The sequence below is a fragment of the Longimicrobiales bacterium genome (genome assembly GCA_028823235.1).
Taxonomy (GTDB): domain Bacteria; phylum Gemmatimonadota; class Gemmatimonadetes; order Longimicrobiales; family Gaopeijiaceae; genus UBA2589.
Genome location: JAPKBW010000002.1, coordinates 33,078 through 56,445, shown reverse-complemented (window position 1 = coordinate 56,445; position 23,368 = coordinate 33,078). Strand labels below are relative to the sequence as shown.

Annotated in this window: 14 protein-coding genes; 8 read left to right on the top strand and 6 right to left on the bottom strand. The window is 63.0% G+C overall.

All coding sequences use genetic code 11. From position 1 onward, the window contains the following. Positions 1 to 48: 48 nt before the first annotated feature. Positions 49 to 2,223, bottom strand: a complete 2,175-nt coding sequence (locus OSA81_01110) for a M28 family peptidase (GenBank protein MDE0897591.1) — start codon at positions 2,221 to 2,223, stop codon at positions 49 to 51. Between the two features lie 548 nt (positions 2,224 to 2,771). On the opposite strand from OSA81_01110, the gene OSA81_01105 reads away from it, so the two are divergent. After that, positions 2,772 to 4,454, top strand: a complete 1,683-nt coding sequence (locus tag OSA81_01105; GenBank protein MDE0897590.1) for a M28 family peptidase — start codon at positions 2,772 to 2,774, stop codon at positions 4,452 to 4,454. 437 nt (positions 4,455 to 4,891) lie between these two features. Then, a complete protein-coding gene (locus OSA81_01100; protein ID MDE0897589.1) occupies positions 4,892 to 5,800 on the top strand; it encodes a creatininase family protein in 909 nt (302 codons plus the stop codon). 174 nt (positions 5,801 to 5,974) lie between these two features. On the opposite strand, the gene OSA81_01095 is transcribed toward OSA81_01100, so the two are convergent. After that, positions 5,975 to 8,224 carry a DUF5916 domain-containing protein gene (locus OSA81_01095; protein MDE0897588.1) on the bottom strand — a complete coding sequence of 750 codons (2,250 nt, stop codon included), beginning with the start codon at positions 8,222 to 8,224 and terminating at the stop codon, positions 5,975 to 5,977. Positions 8,225 to 8,651: 427 nt separating this feature from the next. Between OSA81_01095 and OSA81_01090 the strand changes: the two genes are divergently transcribed. Beyond that, on the top strand, positions 8,652 to 10,685 hold the full coding sequence (locus tag OSA81_01090; GenBank protein MDE0897587.1) for an Ig-like domain-containing protein: 2,034 nt from the start codon (positions 8,652 to 8,654) through the stop codon (positions 10,683 to 10,685). Continuing rightward, positions 10,685 to 11,779 carry a hypothetical protein gene (locus tag OSA81_01085; protein ID MDE0897586.1) on the top strand — a complete coding sequence of 365 codons (1,095 nt, stop codon included), beginning with the start codon at positions 10,685 to 10,687 and terminating at the stop codon, positions 11,777 to 11,779. The genes OSA81_01090 and OSA81_01085 overlap by 1 nt, the downstream gene beginning before the upstream one ends. Before the next feature lie 182 nt (positions 11,780 to 11,961). Here the strand turns inward: OSA81_01085 and OSA81_01080 are convergent, their stop codons facing one another. The 3 genes from OSA81_01080 to OSA81_01070 are packed head-to-tail and all read right to left on the bottom strand — an operon-like array spanning position 11,962 to position 17,069. After that, positions 11,962 to 12,450 carry a GNAT family N-acetyltransferase gene (locus tag OSA81_01080; protein MDE0897585.1) on the bottom strand — a complete coding sequence of 163 codons (489 nt, stop codon included), beginning with the start codon at positions 12,448 to 12,450 and terminating at the stop codon, positions 11,962 to 11,964. Between the two features lie 9 nt (positions 12,451 to 12,459). Continuing rightward, positions 12,460 to 15,771 carry a PDZ domain-containing protein gene (locus tag OSA81_01075; GenBank protein MDE0897584.1) on the bottom strand — a complete coding sequence of 1,104 codons (3,312 nt, stop codon included), beginning with the start codon at positions 15,769 to 15,771 and terminating at the stop codon, positions 12,460 to 12,462. Then, complete coding sequence (locus OSA81_01070) at positions 15,768 to 17,069, bottom strand: amidohydrolase (protein MDE0897583.1); 1,302 nt, start codon at positions 17,067 to 17,069, stop codon at positions 15,768 to 15,770. Before OSA81_01070 ends, OSA81_01075 begins: the two co-directional genes overlap by 4 nt. 200 nt (positions 17,070 to 17,269) lie before the next feature. Here OSA81_01070 and OSA81_01065 point away from each other — a divergent pair, with 200 nt between their 5' ends. The 4 genes from OSA81_01065 (at position 17,270) to OSA81_01050 (ending at position 21,140) form a co-directional block, all read left to right on the top strand. Beyond that, positions 17,270 to 17,737 (top strand): OsmC family protein, encoded by a 468-nt coding sequence (locus OSA81_01065; protein ID MDE0897582.1) that lies wholly within the window; start codon positions 17,270 to 17,272, stop codon positions 17,735 to 17,737. 42 nt (positions 17,738 to 17,779) lie between these two features. Further along, positions 17,780 to 18,940, top strand: a complete 1,161-nt coding sequence (locus OSA81_01060; protein ID MDE0897581.1) for a fumarylacetoacetate hydrolase family protein — start codon at positions 17,780 to 17,782, stop codon at positions 18,938 to 18,940. A gap of 43 nt (positions 18,941 to 18,983) precedes the next feature. Then, a complete protein-coding gene (locus OSA81_01055; GenBank protein MDE0897580.1) occupies positions 18,984 to 20,060 on the top strand; it encodes an Ldh family oxidoreductase in 1,077 nt (358 codons plus the stop codon). 78 nt (positions 20,061 to 20,138) lie between these two features. Continuing rightward, positions 20,139 to 21,140, top strand: coding sequence for a M14 family metallopeptidase (locus OSA81_01050; protein ID MDE0897579.1), 1,002 nt, complete (start codon positions 20,139 to 20,141; stop codon positions 21,138 to 21,140). Here the strand turns inward: OSA81_01050 and hydA are convergent. Continuing rightward, a complete protein-coding gene (gene hydA / locus OSA81_01045) occupies positions 21,115 to 22,623 on the bottom strand; it encodes a dihydropyrimidinase (GenBank protein ID MDE0897578.1) in 1,509 nt (502 codons plus the stop codon). The two genes, OSA81_01050 and hydA, sit on opposite strands and share 26 nt — an antisense overlap. Positions 22,624 to 23,368: the final 745 nt, after the last annotated feature.

The window sequence follows — 23,368 nt, the reverse complement described above, 5'->3', positions numbered from 1 at the left end:
TTCGCTCACGTGACTCGTGACCGGGAACTCCCGCGACGGACCACATCATCAGCTAACCAGTCTGGGCGCAATGGCCCGAGCTTTTTCGCCGGCCTCCGTCACAATCGCCGTCGCGCGGTCGAGGGCATCGATCAACATCCCCGCCTGTTCACGGGCTATGGCCCACTCGCCTTCCTCGATCGCTTCACGTACACCGGGCAGCGTCTTGGCCGCGTAGCCCTCGTAGTAGCCCGGGGCGTACACAAGGTTTCGGTACCACGGGCGTCGCCAGAGTCCGCGCTCGTCGAGCAAAGCACGCTCGGTGTCCATGATGAGCTGATTGACCTCCGCCAAAGCGTCAGCGTGCTCTTCTACCCAGTCGGACCCGCCCTCAAGGACCCGTCCAAAAGACGCATTAGCTTCTCTCCCGGCGAACCGTAGCCGTGCGTTGGCCAAGCCGATCGCACGCAGTTCATCTCGGATCTGGACATCGGAATCTAGCTCCAGCAGCTCATCGACATAGCCGGCGATAGTCGTCGCGGCATCCGCGAAATCGAATGGGAGCACTTCAGCGTTGGCGATCCGCATGACCATGCGCCCCACAACATCCGCCTGGGCCACACCGTAACGATACCCCGGATCTCCAAAACGCTGGTAATACTCGAAGGTGTCGTAAAGCGAGTGGTAGATCCCATTCGGGGAACCGTACCCCAAGCTCAGAGACGGAACTCCGAGGTGGTCGAGGAAGACGGTGTAATCCGAGCCCGAACCAAGGGCACCCAAACCGGGAGCCTGGCCAGGACTTTGTCCCGCCCACGCCGTGTACAAGCTCGTCGCCTCGGGGTGCGACGCATCTCTGGTCGCTTCGACGACGAATCGCTCAAGAGAATGATTGCCCGAAGCACTCCAGTCACCAGCGGTATAGGACTCCCGATTGATGTAAAGGACCATGTTTTCCTGCAGGTCCTCGCGGAATTGCTCACCCCACTCGGTCGAGCCAAGCAGGAAAAAATCTTCACCACCCCAGCTCGCAAACACGATGCTGCGACGAGGCTGGAAGCCTTGGCGCACCGCCTCGGACACACCACGCGCTGTCTCGAGCAGGGAGACCGCTCCGCTCGTCGGATCGCGCGCACCAAGCACCCACCCATCCCGGTGGCCGCCCGCAAGGACGAACTTCTCGGGCTCCACTGCACCTTGAACGCGACCAAAAACATTCCACACCGGGCGCTGCTGATAGTCGTACTGCACGTCCATCTCGATCTCGGCCGGCCCCGGTCCGATGTGATAGGTCAGCGGCAGCCCTCCCTGCCAATCCGGCGGCACGAAGTCCCCTCCCACGTGGCGCAGGATCTTCAACGCCTCACCATAAGAGATCGGCTGCACCGGAATGCGCTGAATGTTGCCAGCCTCCTCGAACGAGATCCGCTCCACTCCCGGAATCGATGGCTCGAAAGGGGTGAGCGGGTCACCCGGATAGATCGGTACGTCGAGGAAGCTTCCTCGTTGGATGCCCTCCCACGGACGCCAACGACCATCCGGATAGATATCTCCCTTCACGTACCCGTCATCTTCCGGGTCGGAGTAGATGACCACGCCGACAGCGCCTCGCTCGGCGGCCTCCCTCACCTTCATCCCGCGCATCTGGGCGGGGCTTCCGCCGTAGCGCACGAGTACGATCTTGCCCTTCAGCGATACCCCCATGGCGTCGAGGTGTCGGTAGTCGCCGATACGGCCGTAATTGGCGTAAACGACCTCTCCGATTGCATGCCCTGAGGTGACATAAGCGGCCATCCCCGGCAGCCCACCCTCAATGTAGGTGTCCGGATCCTCTTCCATGGGAGGCTCGGTGACCGCCAGCTCGATACGCTCCGGAGTTGTGAGGCGAAGCTCGAGGCTCTCGGGCCAAGGAATCAGGATGTCGTACTTCACCATCTCGGTCTCGAAGCCGAAGTCGTCCCACAAGTCACGCAGATAAAGCGCGAGTTGGTAGTTTTCTTCCGTTCCCGCGTGGTGGGGGCGTCGCGTGAGATCGTAGTGGTAGCCTCGCATGATTTCAGCGTCGGGCACGGTCGCCATGATCCGCTCCCAATCGAGCTGACGCGCGGCTTCCTCCGGCGAAAACCCTAGCAATTTAGGCAACTGTTGCCCCGCAGCAGTCGCTGGCACTACAAAAGAAAAGGCCAACAAGACAAAGTAGCCCGTTACGCCCAGGCGCAGCCAATCGGACATTCTGTGAGGCACGGTTTTATCCTTTTCGAAGACACGCATTCTGGACCGTGAGCCGAAGACTATGCGTGGTCGGCTAGCAGCGCCACGTAACGTCCGGAGCCAGAAGCACCCGAGTCCGCAGGGCCAGTCTGCCCGAGTCCTAACGGGCGGACCGAAGTCACCCAAAGAGCTCCCTTCCCGCCATCGCCTGAGTAGACGAGGGACCGGAGCACTCAATGTTTCGGCCAAGGATCGCCAGTTCATGGTCGGCGGCATTCGGCACGTGGCCACATGCCTTGCCGCGAGCGGTGCCGGTTGGCTCGACACAGCTCCCGAGACAGCGAGTGTCGGTGCGGATATCCTCATCGTGAACGAGGACGGGGTTCGTTCAGAGAAGGTAACTTGGTCTGCCGGTCACCGGGTCGAGTACCTCGTGCTCACACGAGCGCCACGGGAAGGTCTGCAGCCCCGCTCCAGCACTTCGCTCCGAGCGTAAGGACCGAGGATGCTGAGGCGTTGCGGCCACACGATGCACTCCGCATGCTGTCGGCCTGTCCACGCACGAATCTCAGGATGTCCTCATGGTAGTTCGCAACAGCGGCCCCCTGCTCTCCGTCCTCGCTCTCTCGTCCTTCGCGCTTGCCGGATGTGGTGGCTCGGGCGACGGCGGCGCTCCGGTGTCCCTCGACACTCCAGAGGTCGCGGTTGCTCTGGCAGCAATCGAGGCCGACGCCATCGAACACCATATCGGAGTCCTCGCCCATGACTCGCTCGCGGGCCGAGCACCCGGCACGCCGGGCTACGAGGGCGGAGCCCGCTACGCGGAGGAAGCTCTGAAGAGCCTCGAGCTCAAGCCGGCGGGAGAAGACGGGACCTATCGTCAGGCAGTGCCCCTCCGACACAGTACCGTGGTCGAGAGTGCGAGCGGCATGACGATCACGAACGGAGGCGGCGTGACGACCATGCAGTATGACCGCGACTTCTACCTCGGTGCCGATCCGCTGCGCGAGACGGTCGAGATCGAAGACGCGGGCGTGGTATTCGTCGGCTTTGGCGTGAGCGCGCCTGACCTGGGCTACGACGACTACGCAGACGTCGATGTCGAAGGAAAGGTCGTCCTCTATCTGAGCGGAGCACCGGCCTCGTTCCCGAGCAACGAGCGGGCGTACTACTCGTCCGGCGGCACGAAGGGTGCCGAGGCGATCGCCCGCGGAGCCCTAGGCACACTCGCATTCTGGGCGCCGAACGATCCACGGCTCCGCTGGGACGTGAATGCGGCGCGGGCGAAGCGCGGGAGCTTCGCGTGGCTGGACGCATCAGGGGCGCCGAATCGTGGGAATGTGGCCATGCGGGGCTCGGCCTCCCTCAACCACTCCGCGGCCGGCGCACTCTTCCAGGGTGCGCCGACCTCAATCGACGCGGCGATCGAGGCCGCTGCGACGAATCAGCCCCAGGCGTTCGATCTCGCCGCTACGATCTCCATGCGGACCACGACAACGCACCGGGATGTGAACAGCCACAACGTCATCGCGAAGCTGGAGGGAAGCGACCCGGACCTGCGGGACGAGTACGTCACCTACGTCGGGCACGTCGACCACTTCGGCGTGGGCGTCGAGGTCGACGGCGATGACATCTACAATGGGGCGCACGACAACGCCTCGGGGGTCTCGATCGTTCTGGAGATCGCGCGAGCGTACGCGAGCCTTCCGACCGCACCGCGGAGATCCGTCCTCTTCATGATCGTCACCGCGGAGGAGTGGGGCCTGCTCGGCTCGGACTACTTCGTCCAGAACCCGACGGTCCCACAGTCGAGCCTCGTCGCGAACTTCTCGCTCGACATGCCGTTCCTCTTCCATCCGCTACTCGACATCGTACCGTACGGTGCCGAACACTCGAGCATGGGTGGAAGCGTGGCCCAGGCAGCCGAGCATCTTGGTATGGGAATCGGGCCGGATCCGATTCCGGAACAGGTGCTCTTCATTCGAAGCGATCACTTCAGCTTCATTCGCCAGGGCATCCCGGCACTGTTCATCAAGGGTGGCTTCGAGACAGGCGACGAGCGCGACGGCGGAGCGATCAACACCGCGTTCCGTCAGGAGCGTTATCACACTCCTTTCGACGAAGCCGACCAGGGGTTCGACTTCGAAGCAGGTGCGGATCACGCGAAAGTGAACTTCCTGACCGGGTACATCGTGGCGCAGGAAGACGCACGACCGTCATGGAATGTCGGAGATTTCTTCGGAGGGCTGTTCGGGGGGATGTAGTCAGGTAGTCGTTGCCCGGCAGTCTCGAGGCCAGTTCAGGCGCTGTTGGTCTGGCCGGATGCGGTCGAGTCCTAGCAACTCGGGACTAGAGCCGCTCGCAGCAACGGCCATATGAACTTCAACTTCTTCGACGTGGAAGGCCTGGCTGGCTTTGAAGACGCAGCCCTGATCCAGCGCACGGTCCGACGCCAGTCGGCAGTCTCTCCGATCCATGATCGAATGCCTCACCGCCGCGATCGCGTTGAGCGAAGATCGACCAGTCCTCGCCGCGGATCGGGACCTCGACGCGACCGCTCGTCACGTCGTACTAAGAACCTCCGACCTACCCAGCGACGCCCCTACCGCTGGCTGACTTCCGGCCTGACGGTTATTTACCGAACAGATCAAAGATCAACAGGCCCGAGCCCGGGCCGCCCCGTGCCTGAAGAGAGAGTCCGATGAAGAGATTGTCGTCCACCGTAATCGCCCTCACGCTCGCAATATCAATCGCGCCAACCTCCATCATGGCCCAAGCCGGGAGGGGCCGTGGGCAAAGGCCTCCGCCACCCGAGGTCATCCGTCCGGCGGACCAGCGCGTGCCCGCACCCTACAGCTACGACATGGCGTTACCGATCGCGATAGCGGACAACGTCTGGATGTCCGAACTGACCATCCTCGAGATGCGCGATCTGGTCGGCACGTATGGTTACAAGACGGCGCTCATCCTGAACGGAACGATGGAGGCGAACGGCCCCTATCTCACGACCGGAAAGCACAACCACGTGCTCAAGGTCATGGGCGACGCGATCGCGCGGACACTCGGCCACACCCTCGTCGCGCCCATCGTGATGATTGACCAGGGCGACCCCAACGGGACAGAAACTCCCGGTCGCCTTGTTCTCTCACCGGCGACGCTCTCGGCGGTCCTGAAGGACATGGCAACCAGCCTGCGGGCGCAGGGCTTCACCGAGATCTTCTTCCTCGGCGATAGCGGCAGTAACCAAAGTATGCTGGCCGGCGTGGCAGAAAATCTCACCGCTGCCTGGGGTGATGATGACGTACTCGTCGCGCATATCCGCGAATACTACAACTACGGTGATGTACTTCAATACCAGAACGAGGTGCTCGGGAAGGTCGAGCTCAACAAAGACCTCGATGGCTACCACGACGACTACTACATCTCGTCACTGATCATGAACGACAGCCCGGATCACATCCGGCTGCCACAACGCCAGCGCGTGAATCTCGATCACATCAACAGCCTCCAGATGGATGAGGCTGAGGGGCTGGAGATCGGGCGTAAGATCGCTCAGTTCCGCGCGGATGTAACGGTTGTCGCAATCGAGGCGCGTCGGGCGAACCGCTAGGGGATTCAGGAGGGTGGGAGCTCGCACCGAGACCCCGAGCGAAGAGCATCTGCAACCCTTTATCGCGGTGGAACCCGCACGCTGGAAGAGTCGTGCGGGCTCGGACATGACCCCCAGCGGAAGCAGCACTACAGGCTGCGACTCTTTCCTTCCTCGTGGCCTGGTGGGCCTCCCCTAGAACGCCAGCAACTTCGTGAACTTGAGCGTAATGAAGCGTTCGAGAACTCGGTCACCGACGGTGTCACGACGCTCCGTGAGGACGAGGTAAAGGTCCGACAGAGGGGCGTGAATCCAACGGAAGCGAAGATTGGTCACGAACTCCTCTGAGGCTGCATTGTACTGGACGAAAGCGCTGGTCATCAGGCGCACCGAAAAGAACACGTCCAGATTCGCGCGGTAGACGTCCGCGGTGGTCACCGCCCGTTCGGGCAGCTCGATCACATTGTGATTCGCCGAAAGTCGGAGGAGAACTTGATGTCCGAGACGGCCGAGGACATTTCCTCCTACCGAAAAACGATCGCCGCCGAAGTAGCCACCACCGCCGACGTTCACCCGTCCTGAAATTCGGCGCGCGCCACTCGTTTGGTAAGAGGCCGACCCCTCACGGAAGTCGTACCGCCCCGGCATGACCTCCGCGCCGCGAACCGCGAATGGTTCGAAGACGTGCTCGAAACGATCGGTCACGCCTAGAGACGCCGAGCTTCCGTCACGGAAATCCAGATCCAGGCCCCCAGTGTGCAGGCGCGTCTCCATGAGACCCCCGGGGTTCGCGAAGACCTGCGACTCAACGTAGGGGTTCAGCTCAAGAATCCAGGGCCAGTTGGGTCGAGGTCGAATGCCGATCGTCGCGTAGGAGTGGTCGATCCCTGTGCGGCGCACGAAACCCATGCCGGGATCGAAGCCATCGTCGAAGTGGCGGTATAGCGCGAAGATCTCCCAGAACGGATCGCGCCACCCCGCGGAGAAACGCCCGGCCCACTGTCGCGCGATCGGCGTTCCCATCGCATCCTGGCCCTCAGTGGCTGCGAGGTACGACTGCACGAGCAGGTAGCCGTTGATCGCCTGGAGGTCAGCGTCCACGCCATAGCTTTGGTTCGTCGCGGAACTCCCGTCCGTCGTCGCCCGGTTACCAAAGAGCCCACCCACGGTGAGGCCAGTCACGGGCTCGCTCCGCACACGAGCCACGGTAAGATTCTCCGGGTCGAAGTCTCCGTCCCGCAGTGTCTGCATGTTCAGGACGCCCAGCGAAACCGGCCCTGCCGTACCGGTCACTCGCCCTCCTCCGAGAATCGGAAGTGGCGAGCCATTGGGCGCGAGTCCGATGCGTCGCGAGTGGAAGAGGGTGAAATCCCGACTCGTCGCTCCGGTGCGCGTCGAGTAGGTGCCTTGGTCGCCGAACTGGAAGACGCCCGCGTTCTCCAGGAAGAACTCACGCTTCTCCGGCAGGAACAGGGAGAAGCGCGTGAGATTGACCTGCTCTTGGTCGACCTCGACCTGACTGAAGTCCGTGTTCAAGGTGAGGTCGAGCGTCATTCCCGGCGTGATGCCGTACTTCAGATCTCCGCCGACCTCGAAGCTCGTCTCGGTGTCGACCTGGAGATCACCAGAGGGCTCCGAAACGAGGGCGAAAGGCTTGATCGAGAGGTTCCGAACCGTCTCCAACCCGTCGAGGCCGTGCAACGTGCCCCCTCGCGAGCTGACATAGATCTGCCACTGCAGATCCATCGGCGCCCATGTAGAATCCTCGTTCTTTCTCCGGATGCGCCGGAGCAGGTTCATGCCCCACACCTGCTCCTCACGAGTCGGGTCGAATCGGAGCTGCGACCAGGGGATCGCCAACTCGAGCGTCCAGCCGCTGTCATGCACTCGGGTGCGCAGATCGAAGGCCGCATCCCACGCGGCGTTGTTGATACGCCCGTCGTCGGCGGACTGCATGTCGCGAACAGCACCCCCCGGATTGAAGAAGAAAGAAAAGACCGTCTTCCCGTCGAGGAACGGGTCGAACATGACGCCGAACGCATCACCGTCCCGGGTGTTCGGATCCCGTTTCAGCGTCGGGATGATCGGGCGATATCCTGGCTGGTCGTGCAACTCGGCCCCGATGTACAGGTTCTGGTCGTCGTACAGAATGCGGACCTCGGTACGCTCCGTAGCCGGTGCGCCAGTGAACGGCTTCTGCTGCCAGAAATCGCTGATGACAGCCGCCGCGCTCCAGGTCGCGTCGTCCAGCACTCCGTCAACGCTGACGGGGCCCGTGGCCCGTGTGGCAGAGGCTGATGGCCGAGGAGCCAGGTCTGGGTCGATCAGCGCCGTGCTCGCAGAGTCGCTCGGCGTGACCTGTGAGATCGCGGGAGTTGCGAAGGTCCCCAGACCGGCAAGCATGACAAGGACCAGGCGGGCGCCTCCACGGGTGTTAGCGCTCAATGTGCGGTCTCGGGCCAGCAAGGGGTCGAATGTCGCGGGACAGGATATCGTCACCGCCCGTCAGGAGAAATAGCGACACAAGTCGGGACGGAGAAATCATTCGGAACGCGAAATGGGTTGAGGGGGCTGCCCGCCATGAACGCCCTTCGAGACCGATGGAATTGTGGGTGGACCGAAGGCGGCTATGCCCACGGCCGTGCACGCTTCCTATCTATGCCACACACAAAGGCCGAGCCGCTCAGCGCCAACCAACGCAAGTGCTGTCGGTCTAGCGGGGCACATGATGCATCGACCTGTGCACGCTCCCCTCCCCTCCTCCCACCCCCCCGCCTACCTTCCCCGCCCGCCCATACTAGGCGCACAAACCCACTTCGGCGGACCCACCGAAACGCTCGGACCGGCCCGCCCCGCATCCCAGGAACACCGCATGACCCGATCGATCCCCTCGGCTCTGACCAGCCTCGCCCTCGCGGCCGTACTCGCTGCGGCAGCCGCGGCCCCAGTCGCAGCGCAGTTCCCTCAGGCCACCGATGACCAGCGCGCAGCAGGTGCCATGGTCACCGAGGTCCGCTTCGGCTCCGATGAACTGACCGTCGCGCGCGGGGAGACCGTCACCCTGGCGACCGGCATGTATGACGTGAACGGCAATGCAGTCCAGGGCGCCGTGGCCATCATCATGGCGCAGGCCGGCGTGAGTCCACGCTTCGCTCCCATTGAAGGCGCGAGTGTCGACCTCACAGGTCAGCAGCCGGGTGCGGGAATGCTCACGGCCATCGTGATGGTCCCGCTTGATCAGGGCAGCGTGCGAGGCACCGCGGGTGCTCGCCAGGTCGGACAGATCCCGGTCACGGTGCTCGACTATCCGGCGGCATCGATCGACATCGCCGAGCCGGACTACATGCTCTACACGGGCACATCACTCCAGATGGCCGGCACGATCATGACCACGCAGGGTGATGCGCACGCCACGGCGCAGATCATCTGGACGTCATCGGATCCGTCCGTCGCCATGGTCACGGGATCAGGCATCCTCACGAGCATGTCCGCAGGAAACGCCACGCTCACGGCAGCCACCGAGGGCGGCGTATCGGTCGACTACCCGGTCATGGTCGCCACGAACCCGGTGACATCGATTTCCATGTCCCCGTCCTCCACGTCGACACGCCGGGGAGATGTGGTCGAATTCGACATCGTCGCCACGGATGCGAACGGCAACGCGGTCACCGACATCGCGCTCGATCTGGCAGTTTCGGGACTCGAGGGCACGGGCGGCTTCGTCTATAGCGACGGCACGTTCGTTGCTGAAGAAACCGGAGCCTACCGAGTGATCGCAAGCACAGGCAGCGCATCAGCTGCGGCAGTAGTCGAGGTCACGCCGCGTCCTGAGCCGCAGACCGTCGAGTTACTCGATCACGGTGCCCGCTCCGAAGTCTCGACCTCCGACCTGTGGGTCTTCGAGGGCGCGGACGGGGAAGACTACGCCTACACGGGCACGCACGCCCAGGGAGGCGGCCAGCGGATGTTCGTCTGGAACGTCACGGACCCGACCAACATCGCGCTGCTCGATTCCGTCGTCGTCGATGCCCGCGTGGTGAACGATGTGAAGGTCAGTGACGATGCCAGCTGGGCGATCATCACACGTGAGGGTGCGAGCACGCGCCGCAACGGCATCGTCGTGCTCGACCTGGCCGACCCGGCGCATCCGACCATCATGGCCGAGCTCACCGACAGCCTCACCGGTGGTATCCACAACGTCTGGATCATGGGTGAGACCGTGTACGCCGTGAACAACGGCACGAGCGCCATGCACATCATCGACATGAGCGATCCGGCCAACCCCAAGCACGCCGGCCGCTTCGAAATCAAAGAGGGTGACACGAACAAGTCGCTCCACGATGTCTGGGCCGAGGACGGCTACGCGTACCTCAGTTACTGGAATGATGGGTTGGTCATCGTCGACGTCGGTGCCGGAACGCACGGCGGCTCAGCGCACAACCCGGTCTTCGTTTCGGCGATCAAGTATCCCGAGGGCAACACGCACGTCGCGTGGCGCACGCGCGACTACGTCTTCCTGGGTGATGAGATCGGGACGTCGGACGGCATGCGTGGATTCATTCACGTTGTCGACGTCAGCGACATCGACAACCCACGACAGGTCGCCAAGTACGACCTGCCCGAGGCCGGTGCGCACAACGTCTGGATCGAAGATGACGTGCTGTACATCGCCTACTACCAGGGTGGTCTGCGCATTGTGGATGTGAGCGGCACGCTACGGGGTGATCTGTATCGCCAAGGTCGCGAGCTTGGCTTCTACCGCACCGAGGCGGCCGAGGGTGAAGGTCTGGCCGCGAACAGCGCGAACGCATGGGGCCCGCAGCCGTTCAAAGGCAACCTGTTCGTGAGTGACATGACGAGCGGGCTGTGGGTGGTGAAGCACGCGCGTCCACGTCCGATTACCTGATGACGAAGCGGCTTCTACTCGCGGCTGGGCTAGCACTGACGAGTCCGGTCGCGGCACAGTCCCATCCCAGTTACTGGGCGTATGTCGCCAACGAGTCCTCGGACATCGTGAGCCTCGTCCGTTTCGACGGGACCGAGGTCGTCGAAGAGAAGGCGATCACCGTAGGGCCGCATCCTGCTGATATCGATGGGGCCCACGGCATCGCCGTGTCACCGACCGGTACGCATTGGTACGTCTCGATCGCCCACGGTCAGCCATATGGGCAGGTCTGGCAGATGGAGACCGGGACCGACCGCTTCGTCGACTCGGCGTACGTCGGACTCTTTCCCGCGACCATGTCGATGACGCCAGACGGGTCGTCATTGTTCGTGGTGAACTTCAATCTTCACGGCGATCACCTACCGAGTTCGGTCTCGGCTGTGTTCACGCCGATGATGAGCGAGATCACGCAGATCGAAACGTGCGTGATGCCCCACGGCAGCCGCGTCAGCCGCGACGGCACGCGTCACTACTCGACATGCATGATGTCCGACCAGCTCGTCGAATCGAGCGTCCAGGGCATGGACGTCCAGCGGAGGATGATGCTCACCGGCGGGAAGGAGCACGTGATGGCCGCGGACCACGACATGGGCGGAATGGCCATGGGCGGTGAGATCTGCAAGCCGACATGGGTCCTGCTCAGTCCAGATGACACCCGTATCTATGTGCCATGCAACGGCCGCGGCGACGTGCTCGAGATCGATGCCGAATCGATGGAGGTGCTCCGGCGCTTCCCCACGGGGGCGGGTCCGTACAACCTGGACATCACGCCCGACGGCCAGAAGTTGGTCGTAACGCTCAAAGGCGCCCAGTCCGTAGCCATTTTCGATCTGGAGACGGGTGAAGAAACCCGCATAGCGACGTCTCAGCCGGTGACACATGGTGTGGCGATTACCCCAGACGGACGCTTCGCGTTCGTGTCGAATGAGTCGGTCGGTGCGACGCGCGGAACGGTGGATATCATCGACATCGCGGCCGGCGCGGTCGTGGCCAGCACACCGCTGCACTTTCAGCCGGGTGGGCTGGCGATGTGGAAGATGGAGGGTGGGGAGTAGGCCGGGAGTGAGCATGTAGTTGGTCCCATGTAGCATGGGGACGGCAGACAACCTGGTTCCACTTGATCACCGCGAGCGGATGTACCAAGCCCTGCTGGGTGCTGAGATCATGTCAGACCTCGTCGAATTCCCAGAGGCGGGGCACGGATTCAGAGGCGGCGACGCCCGGCATGGCGTCCAGCTCACAGGCGGCTGGCTCGAGCGATATCTGCTAGAAGGGCAGGAGGACTGACCTGAGTCAGCTCATCCCTCAGCCGTGAAATAGACGAACGACTACAACTCCATGTCCACCCTGTGCCCCAATCATCGGGAGTCTCCTCCACGACCCGCGCACCAAACCGAGCGAAGAACGGAGCGGACTTGTGACTCGCCGCGATTGAGATCGCCCGGCCATCGCCGATCTCCAGGACCCGGGTCATCGTCGCCAAACCCACCCCGCGACCCTGCGCAGCCGGGTCGATCAGGATCCAGAGAAGATAATAGCCCTCGGCGTCGTGCATGCCGAACGCACCCACGAGCTCATCGTCAACGATGCCGACCAGGTACCCCTCAAGGCCGGGGTCGAGGAACGCCTCGTACGCCACCCGCTCATTGGGCGCGAAGAAACTCAGGGCAGTTCGCGTCGAAGAGGCAGAGGCACCGCTCCCGATGCGCTTGGGTGCATGGCCCAAAGATCATACCTACCGTCCGCCCGGCCTCCGGTATCGGACCGGGGCAGCCGGCTCCGCCATGAGCTCGACACCCTCGGTTTCCAGGAGGCGAAGCGCCTCAGCGACCGCCGCCTCCAGCTGAGGATCGCGTCCCGTGGCGACTTCCTTCGGCGTATTCATCACTTCGATGTCCGGCGCGATGCCGTCGGCCTCAATGGCCCACTCTCCGTTCACGTCGAAGAATCCACCACGCGGCGCAACAAAACTCCCCCCATCGAGAAGCGGTGGCGTATCCCACGTGCCGACCAGTCCGCCCCACGTACGCGTGCCCACCAGCGGCCCGACGCCTCGGAAGCGGAAGAGGTAGGGCATGAGATCACCACCCGATCCTGCGCGTTCGTTGATAATCATGACCTTCGGTCCGAACAAGCCTGCCATCGGCTGCGTCCACGGCTTCTTGTCTCCGGCCTTCGAGTTGAAGTAGCCGGTGAGCTCGCGTGCCATGAGATCCACAATATAATCCGCAGCTGACCCGCCACCGTTGTTCCGCTCATCTATGACCGCACCCTTCCGGTCCTGCTGTGCGAAATACATCCGGTTGAAGTAGGTGTAGCCGCCCTGTCCCGTGTTCGGGAGCCAGACGTACGCGAGTTGGCCGTCACTCATCTCATCGACCTTCCGACGATTGTCTTCGACCCACGCCCAGCTCCGTAGCTGCCCCTCGTCACCAGTCGGCTCCACGATGATTTCGCGGGCACCCTTCACCGATGGCGAAGAGTTCACCGAAATGCGAACCGTGCGCCCAGCTGTGCCTTCAAGGAGCTCGAACGGGTTTGTCGGTGCGGACAGAACTTGGCCTTCGACCGCGACGATATAGTCGCCCTCCGACACGCCGAGTCCAGCGTGCGCCAGCGGTCCGGTGAGCCCGGGGTTCCAGTTCTCTCCGGTGTAGATTCGGGAAATCTGATAACCGCCGTTGGACGCTACGATATCCGCGCCGAGAAGTCCGGTACGGGGACTCGTGAGGTCAGGGAAATCGCCTCCGCGCACATAAGAGTGTCCGACGGCGATTTCTGCGGACACCATGTCGAGCAACTGGCCGAAGTCAGAGCGGTGCTCGACATCGGGCAGCCAGTCCGAGTACCACTGCCAGACGTCGTCCCACGGGGCGCCGTGCTGATTGTCGACGTAGAGGAAGTCGCGCATGAAGCGCCAGCCGTCACGCAGCATCTGACCCCATTCGTCCTGGGGCTCTATGCGAATGCGCATACCACCCAGGGCGAGGTGGCCGTCGGAAGAGCTGGGCGCACCGCCGGCGGTGTTGGTCACGGTCCACGAAGAACCGGAACGCATGAGGAGCTTCTTGCGATCGTTCGAAACGGTGGCACTCACGATGGCGGTGGCGTACTCCATCGGCTCCCGATCTTTCAGGCTGTAGCGATGCAGCGTCGCCCCGGGCTCGTTCAGCACACTCTCGGAAACGAAGACCTGACCAGCCGGACCGGCAACGAGTCCCGTGTAGTTCCTCAGGGGCAGGACGGGCGCGGCGACGATGCGTGACTCGATACCGGCAACGTCGAGCGTGACCGACGGGGCATCCTGCGTATCACCGTCTTTCCCAGCGGTGTGGGCATCCGTGGCCTCGCCCGTCCCCTCTTCGTCACTGCGCGGGAGGAACGGCGAGGCACCATCGGCGTCGAGGATCGCGACATACAGCGCACGCGTGACGGGGTGGTCGAACGACGTCATGTCGAGCCAGCCAGTGTTCAGGCCGTAGTTCGTCGACGCCAGAAAGTAGAGGTAGTCCCCCGAAGCATCCCACACCGGCGAGATGGCATCGGCCATTCCGTCCGTCAGTTGATGGGTCTCGCCCGTTTCCGTGTCGTGCACGACGACGACACGTAGTTGCGTGTCGAGACGACGGGCATAGGTGATGAATCGGGAGTCCGGTGACCACTCCGGGTTCATTGTTCGCTCGGGGTGAGCGTAGCGATCGGTGTCGACGTGATCGATGTCGCCGGAAGCGACGTCCATTACGAGCACACGGTAGTGTGTATCAGTAAACGCGAGCTTCGAGCCGTCCGGAGACCAAGTCGGCAAGAAATAGAATGACGGTTCGGATATCTCGATTCGTCGAGCGTTTCCGCCATCCTGGTCGGCAATCACGAGCCCATACTCGCCCGACTCGTCATTGAACCAGGCGACCTGCTCGCCGTCCGGCGACCACACCGGGTGCCTGTCGGCGACGCCCGGCGACTGCGTGAGATTGCGCCAGCTGCCCTGCTCGACCGGAACGGTGAAAATGTCTCCGCGGTGCTGGAAGAGCGCGCGTTTCCCGGTTGGCGAAAGCCGTGCATTGGTCAGCTGGTTGCCGCCAACGTCCTCCCAGCGGGAGCGCGCCCAGTTCTGATCTCCGGCCGCCTGAATGTCGAGTTGCCGGGTCGCGCCGGTCCCAGCGTCCCACTCATGCAGATACCCGGCCTGCTCGTAGACCACGACGCCGTGTCCGGAATCCAGGCTCATCACATCGAAGTCCGCGTGCTGGGTGAGCTGGCGATCCTGTCCGGTCGCCGGGTCGTACGTCCACACATTGCTCGCGTAGTCGCGCTCGGACATGTAGTAGACCGATCCGTCCATCCACGACGGATCGAGATGACGCTCCCCCTCCCAGGATGGCGTCTGCAGGTCGAGCGAAGGCAGCGACACGACCCGCACCGGCTGTGCCTGGCCACCGCGGTAGTTCCGCCAACCCGGGTCCCACAGCTGAATTTCCTGATAGGCGAGCATCGAGCCGTCCTCACTCATCTCGCCTTGGTAGGCCTGGTGAACGGGCAGCGCCTCGGGATATCCGCCCTGAGGGGACACGCTGAAGAACTTCCAGAGCCGGGTCGGGACGGCCTCGCGGCCAGAGCGGAAGAGGATGTCCCCTTCTGACGTCCAGCCCTGAACGGCATCTGCACTCGGATGCCACGTCAGCCGCTGTGGCTGCCCACCGGTCGCGGAGACCAGGTAGACATCCTGGTTCCCGTCGTACTGCCCTGTGAACGCGATCCACTGGCCGTCCGGACTGAACGCAGGTTCGGTCTCCGCGCCCTCATTCGTCGTGAGTCGACGAGCGGCCCCTCCATCACGCCCGACGACCCAGATGTCGTTCGCATGCACGAAGGCGATCTCGGTCGCGCTTACGGACGGTTGGCGAAGGAAGCGAGTCTGAGCGGCGGCGTCGGTGGCGAACACACTCGTGACCGACACTAGCAGGCCGGCTAGGAACGCGTTCCCGGTACGCACGCGGAGGGCGGCGGCACCCGCCGACCGGATACCAGCGACGTTCACGTTCTTCATGGCTGCATCCTCGGACGGCTCTTCAGATAGTCGATGAGCAGATTCGACATCGCACGCATCCCCACAGGAATCGACGCGTCGTCTGCCTTGAACGTCGGCGTGTGGTGTCCACCAGATGTTTCGCCCGGCGCGACCATGCCGAGACGGAAGAAGAACCCGGGCACCTCATTCGCGAAGTACGCGAAGTCCTCTCCACCCATGACTGGGTCCAGGACCTCGACCTTGTCCCCGACGATCTTCGAGAGCGTGGGCGCCATCTGCTGTGTCAGCGTCGCGTCGTTGATAGTCGCAGGTGTACCGCGGTCGTACTGGAGCTCGTACTGACCGCCCCCCGCCGCCACGATCCCGGCAACGATCTCCTCCATCCGGCGCTCGATGTCGTCGCGTACCTGCGGCGAGTACGTCCGTACCGTTCCCTCCATGATCACGTCTTCGGGGATGATGTTGCGACGTGTCCCGCCGCTGATCCGACCGACGGTCACGACACTCGGCTCGAGCGAAGGAAGATTCCGCGAACGGATCGTCTGAAGGCCCATCACGACCTGTGCCGCTATGACGATCGGATCGATTCCCAGCTCCGGATACGCCCCGTGCGCCTGCTGTCCGATGATCCGGATATTGAAACCATCGACCGCCGCGAGCGCCGGTCCGGTCGCGTAGCCCAGCGTGCCAACCTCCATTGCAGCGAGCGTATGGAGTCCGAAGATGGCTGACGGGCGCGGTCCGTCGAGCACGCCCTCGCGCACCATCAGATCGGCCCCACCCTCCTCTCCCGGCGGCGGGCCTTCCTCGGCCGGCTGGAAAATGAACTTCACCACGCCAGGGATCTCGTCACGGATAGAGGCGAGAACCGAGGCGACGCCAAGCTGAACCGCCACGTGGATGTCGTGTCCGCACGCGTGCATGACCCCGACCTCCTGCCCGAGGTACTCGGTCCGAACCGTCGAGGCGAAATCATAGCCCGTCCCTTCCGTGACCGGCAGCGCGTCCATGTCCGCACGGACCGCAACGGTATCCCCAGGAAGCCCACCGATGAGGATTCCGACGACGCCCGTGTGCGCTACATCGGTCGTCACCTCGTCGAACCCCAGAGAACGGAGATGAGCCGCGACGAGCGCGGCGGTCTCGAACTCCCGATTCCCGAGCTCCGGGTTCTCGTGGATCTGGTGACGCATCTCGATGATCTGATCGACGTACCGCTCGACCGCGGCATCGATGCCGGGATCCTGTGCGGCGGCCCCGATGGGCGACGCAACACCAAGTGCGATGGCGGCGAGTGTGCAGAAAGGACGGCGCATGCTTCGGCTCACTGTTTAAGGGACCGCCATTCTAGAGCGGGAGCGCACCGGGGGAAAATTCTCACTGACCTCCGTGCCGTGATATTCCCATATACATATCATCGGGGGCCACTCACCGAGCAGGCCAGCGTCCACTCCAACACCCTCCTTTCATGATCGACCTCAGTCCTATAGCGACAGCGCACCAGTGGATCTCGGAGATGTTCAAGAAAGATCCGGAGCGGGGGCTGAACACAGCTACGTCCCGCGCCCGCGTCGACAACAAGCTCACGTGCCATATCGAAGAAGGTCCGTGGAAACTGGTCGCGGACATGTCGCCGAAGGCCGGTGGTGGTGGTGAGGGGCCGACGCCCGGAGTGCTGGGTCGCGCCGCGCTCGGGTCTTGTGTCGCAATCGTGTACGTGATGGAAGCCGCACGGCTCGGCGTTCCCGTACAGAGTGTCGAGGTGGAAGTGCAAGCTGACTTCGATGACGCAGCGCTCTTCGGTGTATCGGACAGCGTCGCCGGATACATCAACGTCCGGTACACAATCTCGGTGGTGAGTGACGCGCCCGAGGAAGACCTCCAGCGCGTCAAAGACTTTACGCACGCGCGGAGCCCCTACGTCGATGTGTTCGCTCGCGGACAGACGCCGGAGAGTTCACTGGAGGTTGTGCGACCCGATTAGCAGTCGCAATCTCCTGTCCTTCCACAAACCAAGGACATGAACATGCGTCGTCGATCGCCCATCTCACTGCTGTTCGCGCTCGCGCCACTCGCCATCGCGCCGGCCGCCCCTGTAGCGGCTCAGATGGACATCGCGGAGCCATTCAAAGTCGGCACCTTCGAAATCGAGGGCGCACCCCAGGTCGCGATCGTATTGCGCGACCAGTACATCGTCGAGCTGAACCGAGCGAACACCGCGCTGGAGCGAAACGCCGCGTATCCGGCGATTCCGCTTCCCGCCGACATGCTCGAGCTGATCTCGCGCTACGAGTACGGCATGAAGGCTCGCCTTTACGAGATCGTGAACTACGTCGTGGCGAACGACATGATCACCGGCACTCGTGCCGAGTACGTCTACGATCTCGACGAAGTCCAGACGCTGCCGCCGATCATGTATCCGGGGAAAATTCTGAATGCAGCCGTGAACTTCTACAGTCACGTCAACGAGACCGGAGATGATGCGAACCGCGAGGAGGCTCGTCGTCAGCGACGCGAAAATCGCGGTGTGCCATACCTCTTCATGAAGCCGAGTCGAGGCGCGGTAGTGGGAGATGGTCAACCGATCATCCTTCCTTGGGGCCGGACCCGGATCGACTGGGAAGTCGAGCTCGGCGCGGTCATCGGGCGGGCCGGGAAGTACATCTCTGCGAACGATGCCGAGGCGCACATCTTCGGATATTTGGTCACCATGGATATTTCGGATCGCGGTGGGCGGCCTCCGGGCGGCAACCCGCTCACCTCTGACTGGTTCGTCGGAAAAGGCCACGACACGTTCGCACCCATGGGTCCCTGGATTGTGCCAAAGGAGTTTTACGGCAACCCGATGGAGATCCTGCGACAGACGCTCAACGTCGGCGACGAGGTCATGCAGGAAGCGACCGCGGGCGACATGATCCACACACTCTGGGAGCTCGTAGAGTACGGCTCCTCGATCATCACGCTGTACCCCGGAGATGTGATCAACAACGGCACGTCAGGCGGCACAGGAATGGGCACTGCGGTCCGAGGCGAGCAGCGCTTCCTGCAGGCAGGCGAGGTCATCAGCGCCACGATCGACGGTATCGGTACGCTGAACATGCCGGTTGTGAGCGAGGACGAGCCGACGGGCCTTACCGGAGCGAACCTGACCCCAGTGCGGGTTTATCGTCCGGGAGGCAACCGGTAGGCGAGGGATCCTGCTCACGCAGGTTACGACTGGGGACGGGTCCATGTATGACCTGACTGACGCACTCGACACCGTGCGCGTCAGTCAGGCGTCTGGGCGTGCATTCCTCGAAACGTTCTTCGCAGGCCTGGGCGCCAACAAAGAGGAGTCCCGGATCAACGCCGACGGCATCCTCACTGCGGCCCTGTGGTGGCACCCAGGCCAGGGCCAGGGTTTCGAGAAGCTCCCTCGTTTCGCGCGGCGATTCAGAAACGGTGGACTGGTCGGTGACGCCCACATGACCTGGGTGGCTGATCGCACTTCGACCGCCCTCCTCGATGCGGGCAACGGTCTAGGATACGTCGCTGGCCACCGCGCCATGAGCCGAGCCATCGAAAAGGCCCGTACGACGGGCATCGCAATGGTCGCAGTCCAACATTCGAATCACTTCGGCACCTCCGGCTACCACGCGAAGCATGCGGCCGATGAAGGGCTGATAGGAATCGCGATGACGAACGCCGGCGCCGAAATGGCCCCCTGGGGAGCCACGCAACCGGTCCTGGGAACGAACCCGTGGGGCATGGCTGTCCCGCGCCGCGACCATTTTCCGATCGTCCTCGACATGGCACTGACGCAGTCGGGGAAAGGGATGATGCGCTGGCTCGCCCGCGAAGGGCTGCCAATGCCCGACAACTGGGCGTTGACTCCCGACGGGGAGCGCACGACGGATCCTGTGGCGGCGGACGAGGGTCCCCTTCTGCCCGTGGGGGACTACAAAGGCTACGGCCTGAGCCTGATCACGGATGTCCTTACGGGGGTCCTCACCGGCTCAATGTTCGGCACAGATGTCTTTCAGGATGACCAGGATTTCGACGTCGCCCACACAATGATCGCGATCGATATCGAAGCCTTCATGGAACGAGAGACATTCGATCTCCGCCTAGAGCGGCTCATCGAGCAGATCATGTCCGCGGATCCGATCGACGCTGAGCACCCGATCCAGCTCCCCGGCGAGTCCGAGCAACGGCGCGCCGCGGAACGTATGAGCCGTGGTATTCCCCTGCAACGCGATCTGTTCGAGAGTATTCGTGCTCTCGCGAGCGAAAACGACATCCCATTCCTGCTGGAGACCATCGGCTGAGATCCGAACGGATTTCAGCACGGACCATCTTCATTCACACCCAGTTTTCACACACGTGACGATAGGACCCGAAAAGCCATGAGAGATGCATTCGAGATCGGAAACGGCAGCATTGACGCCGGAACGTCAGGGCGTGCTGCCCTCGTCTATGGATCGAGTGTGGACGGACGGAAACGGGAAATCCCAGTGCTCGTCTGTCACGGATCCAGCGATGGCCCGGTGTTATGGATCAACGGTGCGACACACGGAGATGAACCGGAGGGTGCGTTCTCGATCTTCAAACTCTTCGAGCGACTCGACCCGTCCGCGATCTCCGGAACGGTCGTCGGCGTGGGTGCCATGAATGTCCCGGCCTTCGAGGCTGGGAAGCGTGGAGACCCGCTCGACTCCTTCACGTACGACATGAATCGCATGTATCCCGGGCGCGCGGACGGCTACCCGACGGAGCGTGCGGCATGGGCGCACTGGATCGCAATGAAGGACGCATGTGATCTCCAGATCGCGATCCACTCAGGAGGCGAGCACTCCTACCTCGCGCACATGATCTTCGCCTCGGACAATCCTCAGAGCCTCGAGCTCGCCGCCGCTATGGGCGAGCCGTGGGACTTGGTCTTCCGCAGTGGCGTGGGCGGAGGAAACCCGGCGTCGAAGATGGCTGAGTTGGGTAAGGCCGGCGTCACGGTCGAGCTCGGTGGAAACTGCCGCACACTCACGAGCGACTTCCACGAGATCGCAGAGGATCTGGCTGTCGGCTACTACAACGTCATGCAGCACTATGGCATGGTCTCGGGAGACGCCACCTACGCCGCCGAGTGGCGGATGGGCCACCAGGAGGCGCTCCTCGCACCCGCATCGGGCATGTGGGTAGGTGACGCTGCGATGACGTTCGAGACAGCCATGGACGCAGGCACACCCCTCGGAAAGATCTACGATCTCTACGGAGAGGTGGCCGCCGAGGTCGCAGCACCCGAGGACGGCCTGGTGTTTGGACTTCGGTCACGTCCTTCGGTACTCGAAGGCGAATGGTGCTGCTTTTACGGCATCATCGACGAGGTCAGGGACGATCTGATTCCGAAGTAGCCCCAACGGGAGTGGCCTCAACCCGGCTGGCCTCGGCGGCAGTTGGACCGACGGACCAGTCCGGACCAGCATCAATCGGCTGGCGCTCGACGCGCTCGCCACGCCCCCGCTCGCCCAGAAGCTCCCCGTCGGCCACAACGACCTCGCCTCGCGAGAGCGTCCAGGTCGGGAAGCCACGCAGCTTCATCCCCTGATAAGGGCTGTAGTCGACTGCGGAGTGGAGTACAGACGGGTCGATCTCGACTTCACGGTCGGGGTCGACCACGATGATGTCGGCATCCATGCCCGGCGCGATCGAGCCCTTGTTATCCAGGCTGAAGATCCGAGCCGGGCCGGTGGCCACGAGTTCCACAAAACGCTCCGGCGAAAGGCGTCCCTTGGTCACGCCCTCCGTGAACAGGATCGGGAGCCGGGTCTCGATGCCGGGAAGCCCGTTCGGGATCTGGGTGAAATTGTCACAACCACCGGTCTTCTGTCCCTCGAAGCGGAACGGCGCGTGGTCCGATGACACCTGCTGGATCGAACCAGCAGCCAGCGCTTTCCAGAGGGCCTCGACATGTGCGACATCACGCATCGGAGGGCTACAAACGAACTTGGCCACCTCGCAGCCCGCGGCCGGATCGTAGACCGAGTCGTCCAGAACCAGATACTGTGGGCAGGTCTCCGCCGTGACGTATGCTCCCCGCGCACGAGCCGCCGCCACATGCTCCGCCGCTCCGGTTGACGTGACGTGGGCAATACAGATGGGTGCACCCGCGAGCTCGGCGAGCATGATCGCCCGGTTCGTCGCCTCGGCTTCGACAGCAGGCGGGCGGCTCGTCGCGTGGTACGCTGGCCCCGTCTTTCCTTCGTGAAGGTGCCGCTCGATCAGATGCGTCACGGCACAGTCGTTCTCGCAGTGCGCGTAAATCAGTCCACCGTGCTGAGCCGCACGTTCGAGGAGGAGAATCAGATCGTCATCAGCGATCTTCTTGTCCCCGTATGTCATGTAAATCTTGAACGACGGAAATCCCGAAGCGACCAGTGCTTCGATCTCCCCAAGAACCGCTTCGTTCACATCTGTCACGATGATGTGGAAGCCGTAGTCGATGACCGCATCGGGAGCGATCACGCCGAGGCGTCCATCACGCGCCGCTGCCAGTGTGCCACCCTGATCCTGCAGCGCGAAGTCCACAATGGTGGTCACGCCTCCAAACGCAGCCGCAACGGTCCCCGTGTAGAAGTCGTCCGCCGTCGTAACACCGAGACGGCCGATCGGATGCGCCAGGTGCGTGTGCGTGTCGATGCCGCCGGGCATGACCAAGTGCCCGGTGGCGTCGATGACCTCGACGGAGCCACCAAGTACGTGCGCGGGGCTATCCCCCCGTGTGGCGGCGAGGTCGGCGCCGACCTCGATGATCTTGCCATCACGGATCAGGACGTCCGCTTTCTGCGTGCCTGTGGAAGACACGACCGTACCACCTCGAATCAGTACGTCACCCAAGTTCCACCTCCGAGCCCGCGTCGTTCTCAGGACTATCCTTACGCATATGGTCTTTTCTCATGCAGATCAGACTGACCGGCCAAGGCGACCGACGGCGGCCAAGGTAGAGAGGCCGGAGGCACCTGCAAGGTTGGGACAACACTGTGGAACGGCCTCGACGTCCCCGATGCTGCGGACGGCCACCCGGTGAACGAGCAAACGAGGAAGGCGGCGCGCTCGGCGGCGTCAGCTCGATGAGCTGGTTGTGGGGCCACCGACTCGTGGTCGCTGGGACGGGGGACGTCGTCTGTTTCGGCTGCGCGTACACAGTGGCGACCGAGAGGCTCGCTTCTAAACTCGGAGGGCCGGGCGGTAGTCGAGAGACTTCGTGGACCAGCGAGGATTCGCGGGCGTAGCTAGAGACCGTCTGTATGCACGAAGGCAAAGTTGTTCGCATAGGGGGCCGCTTCAGTTCGTCCTGATGCAGCCTCACGTCGAACTGATCGAGCGGTAGCAGATCCCGGCCCATGAAGACCTGGCCGACATAGCCCAGCGACTCTAGATACTCGAACACAGCGCCAACCCCTCGCTCGCGATCGTGTCGTTCTTCGCACTCGAACAACAGCCGAGGTTGGTCGCGCTCGAGCGTGGCTCGCCTCCCCCAGAAACACATCGAGTTCGTGTCCTTCCACACCGCACTTGATGAGGGACACAGGCCGGCCATCATGCTCAGCGAACGCCTCGTCCAGGGTCTTAAGCGGAAGGT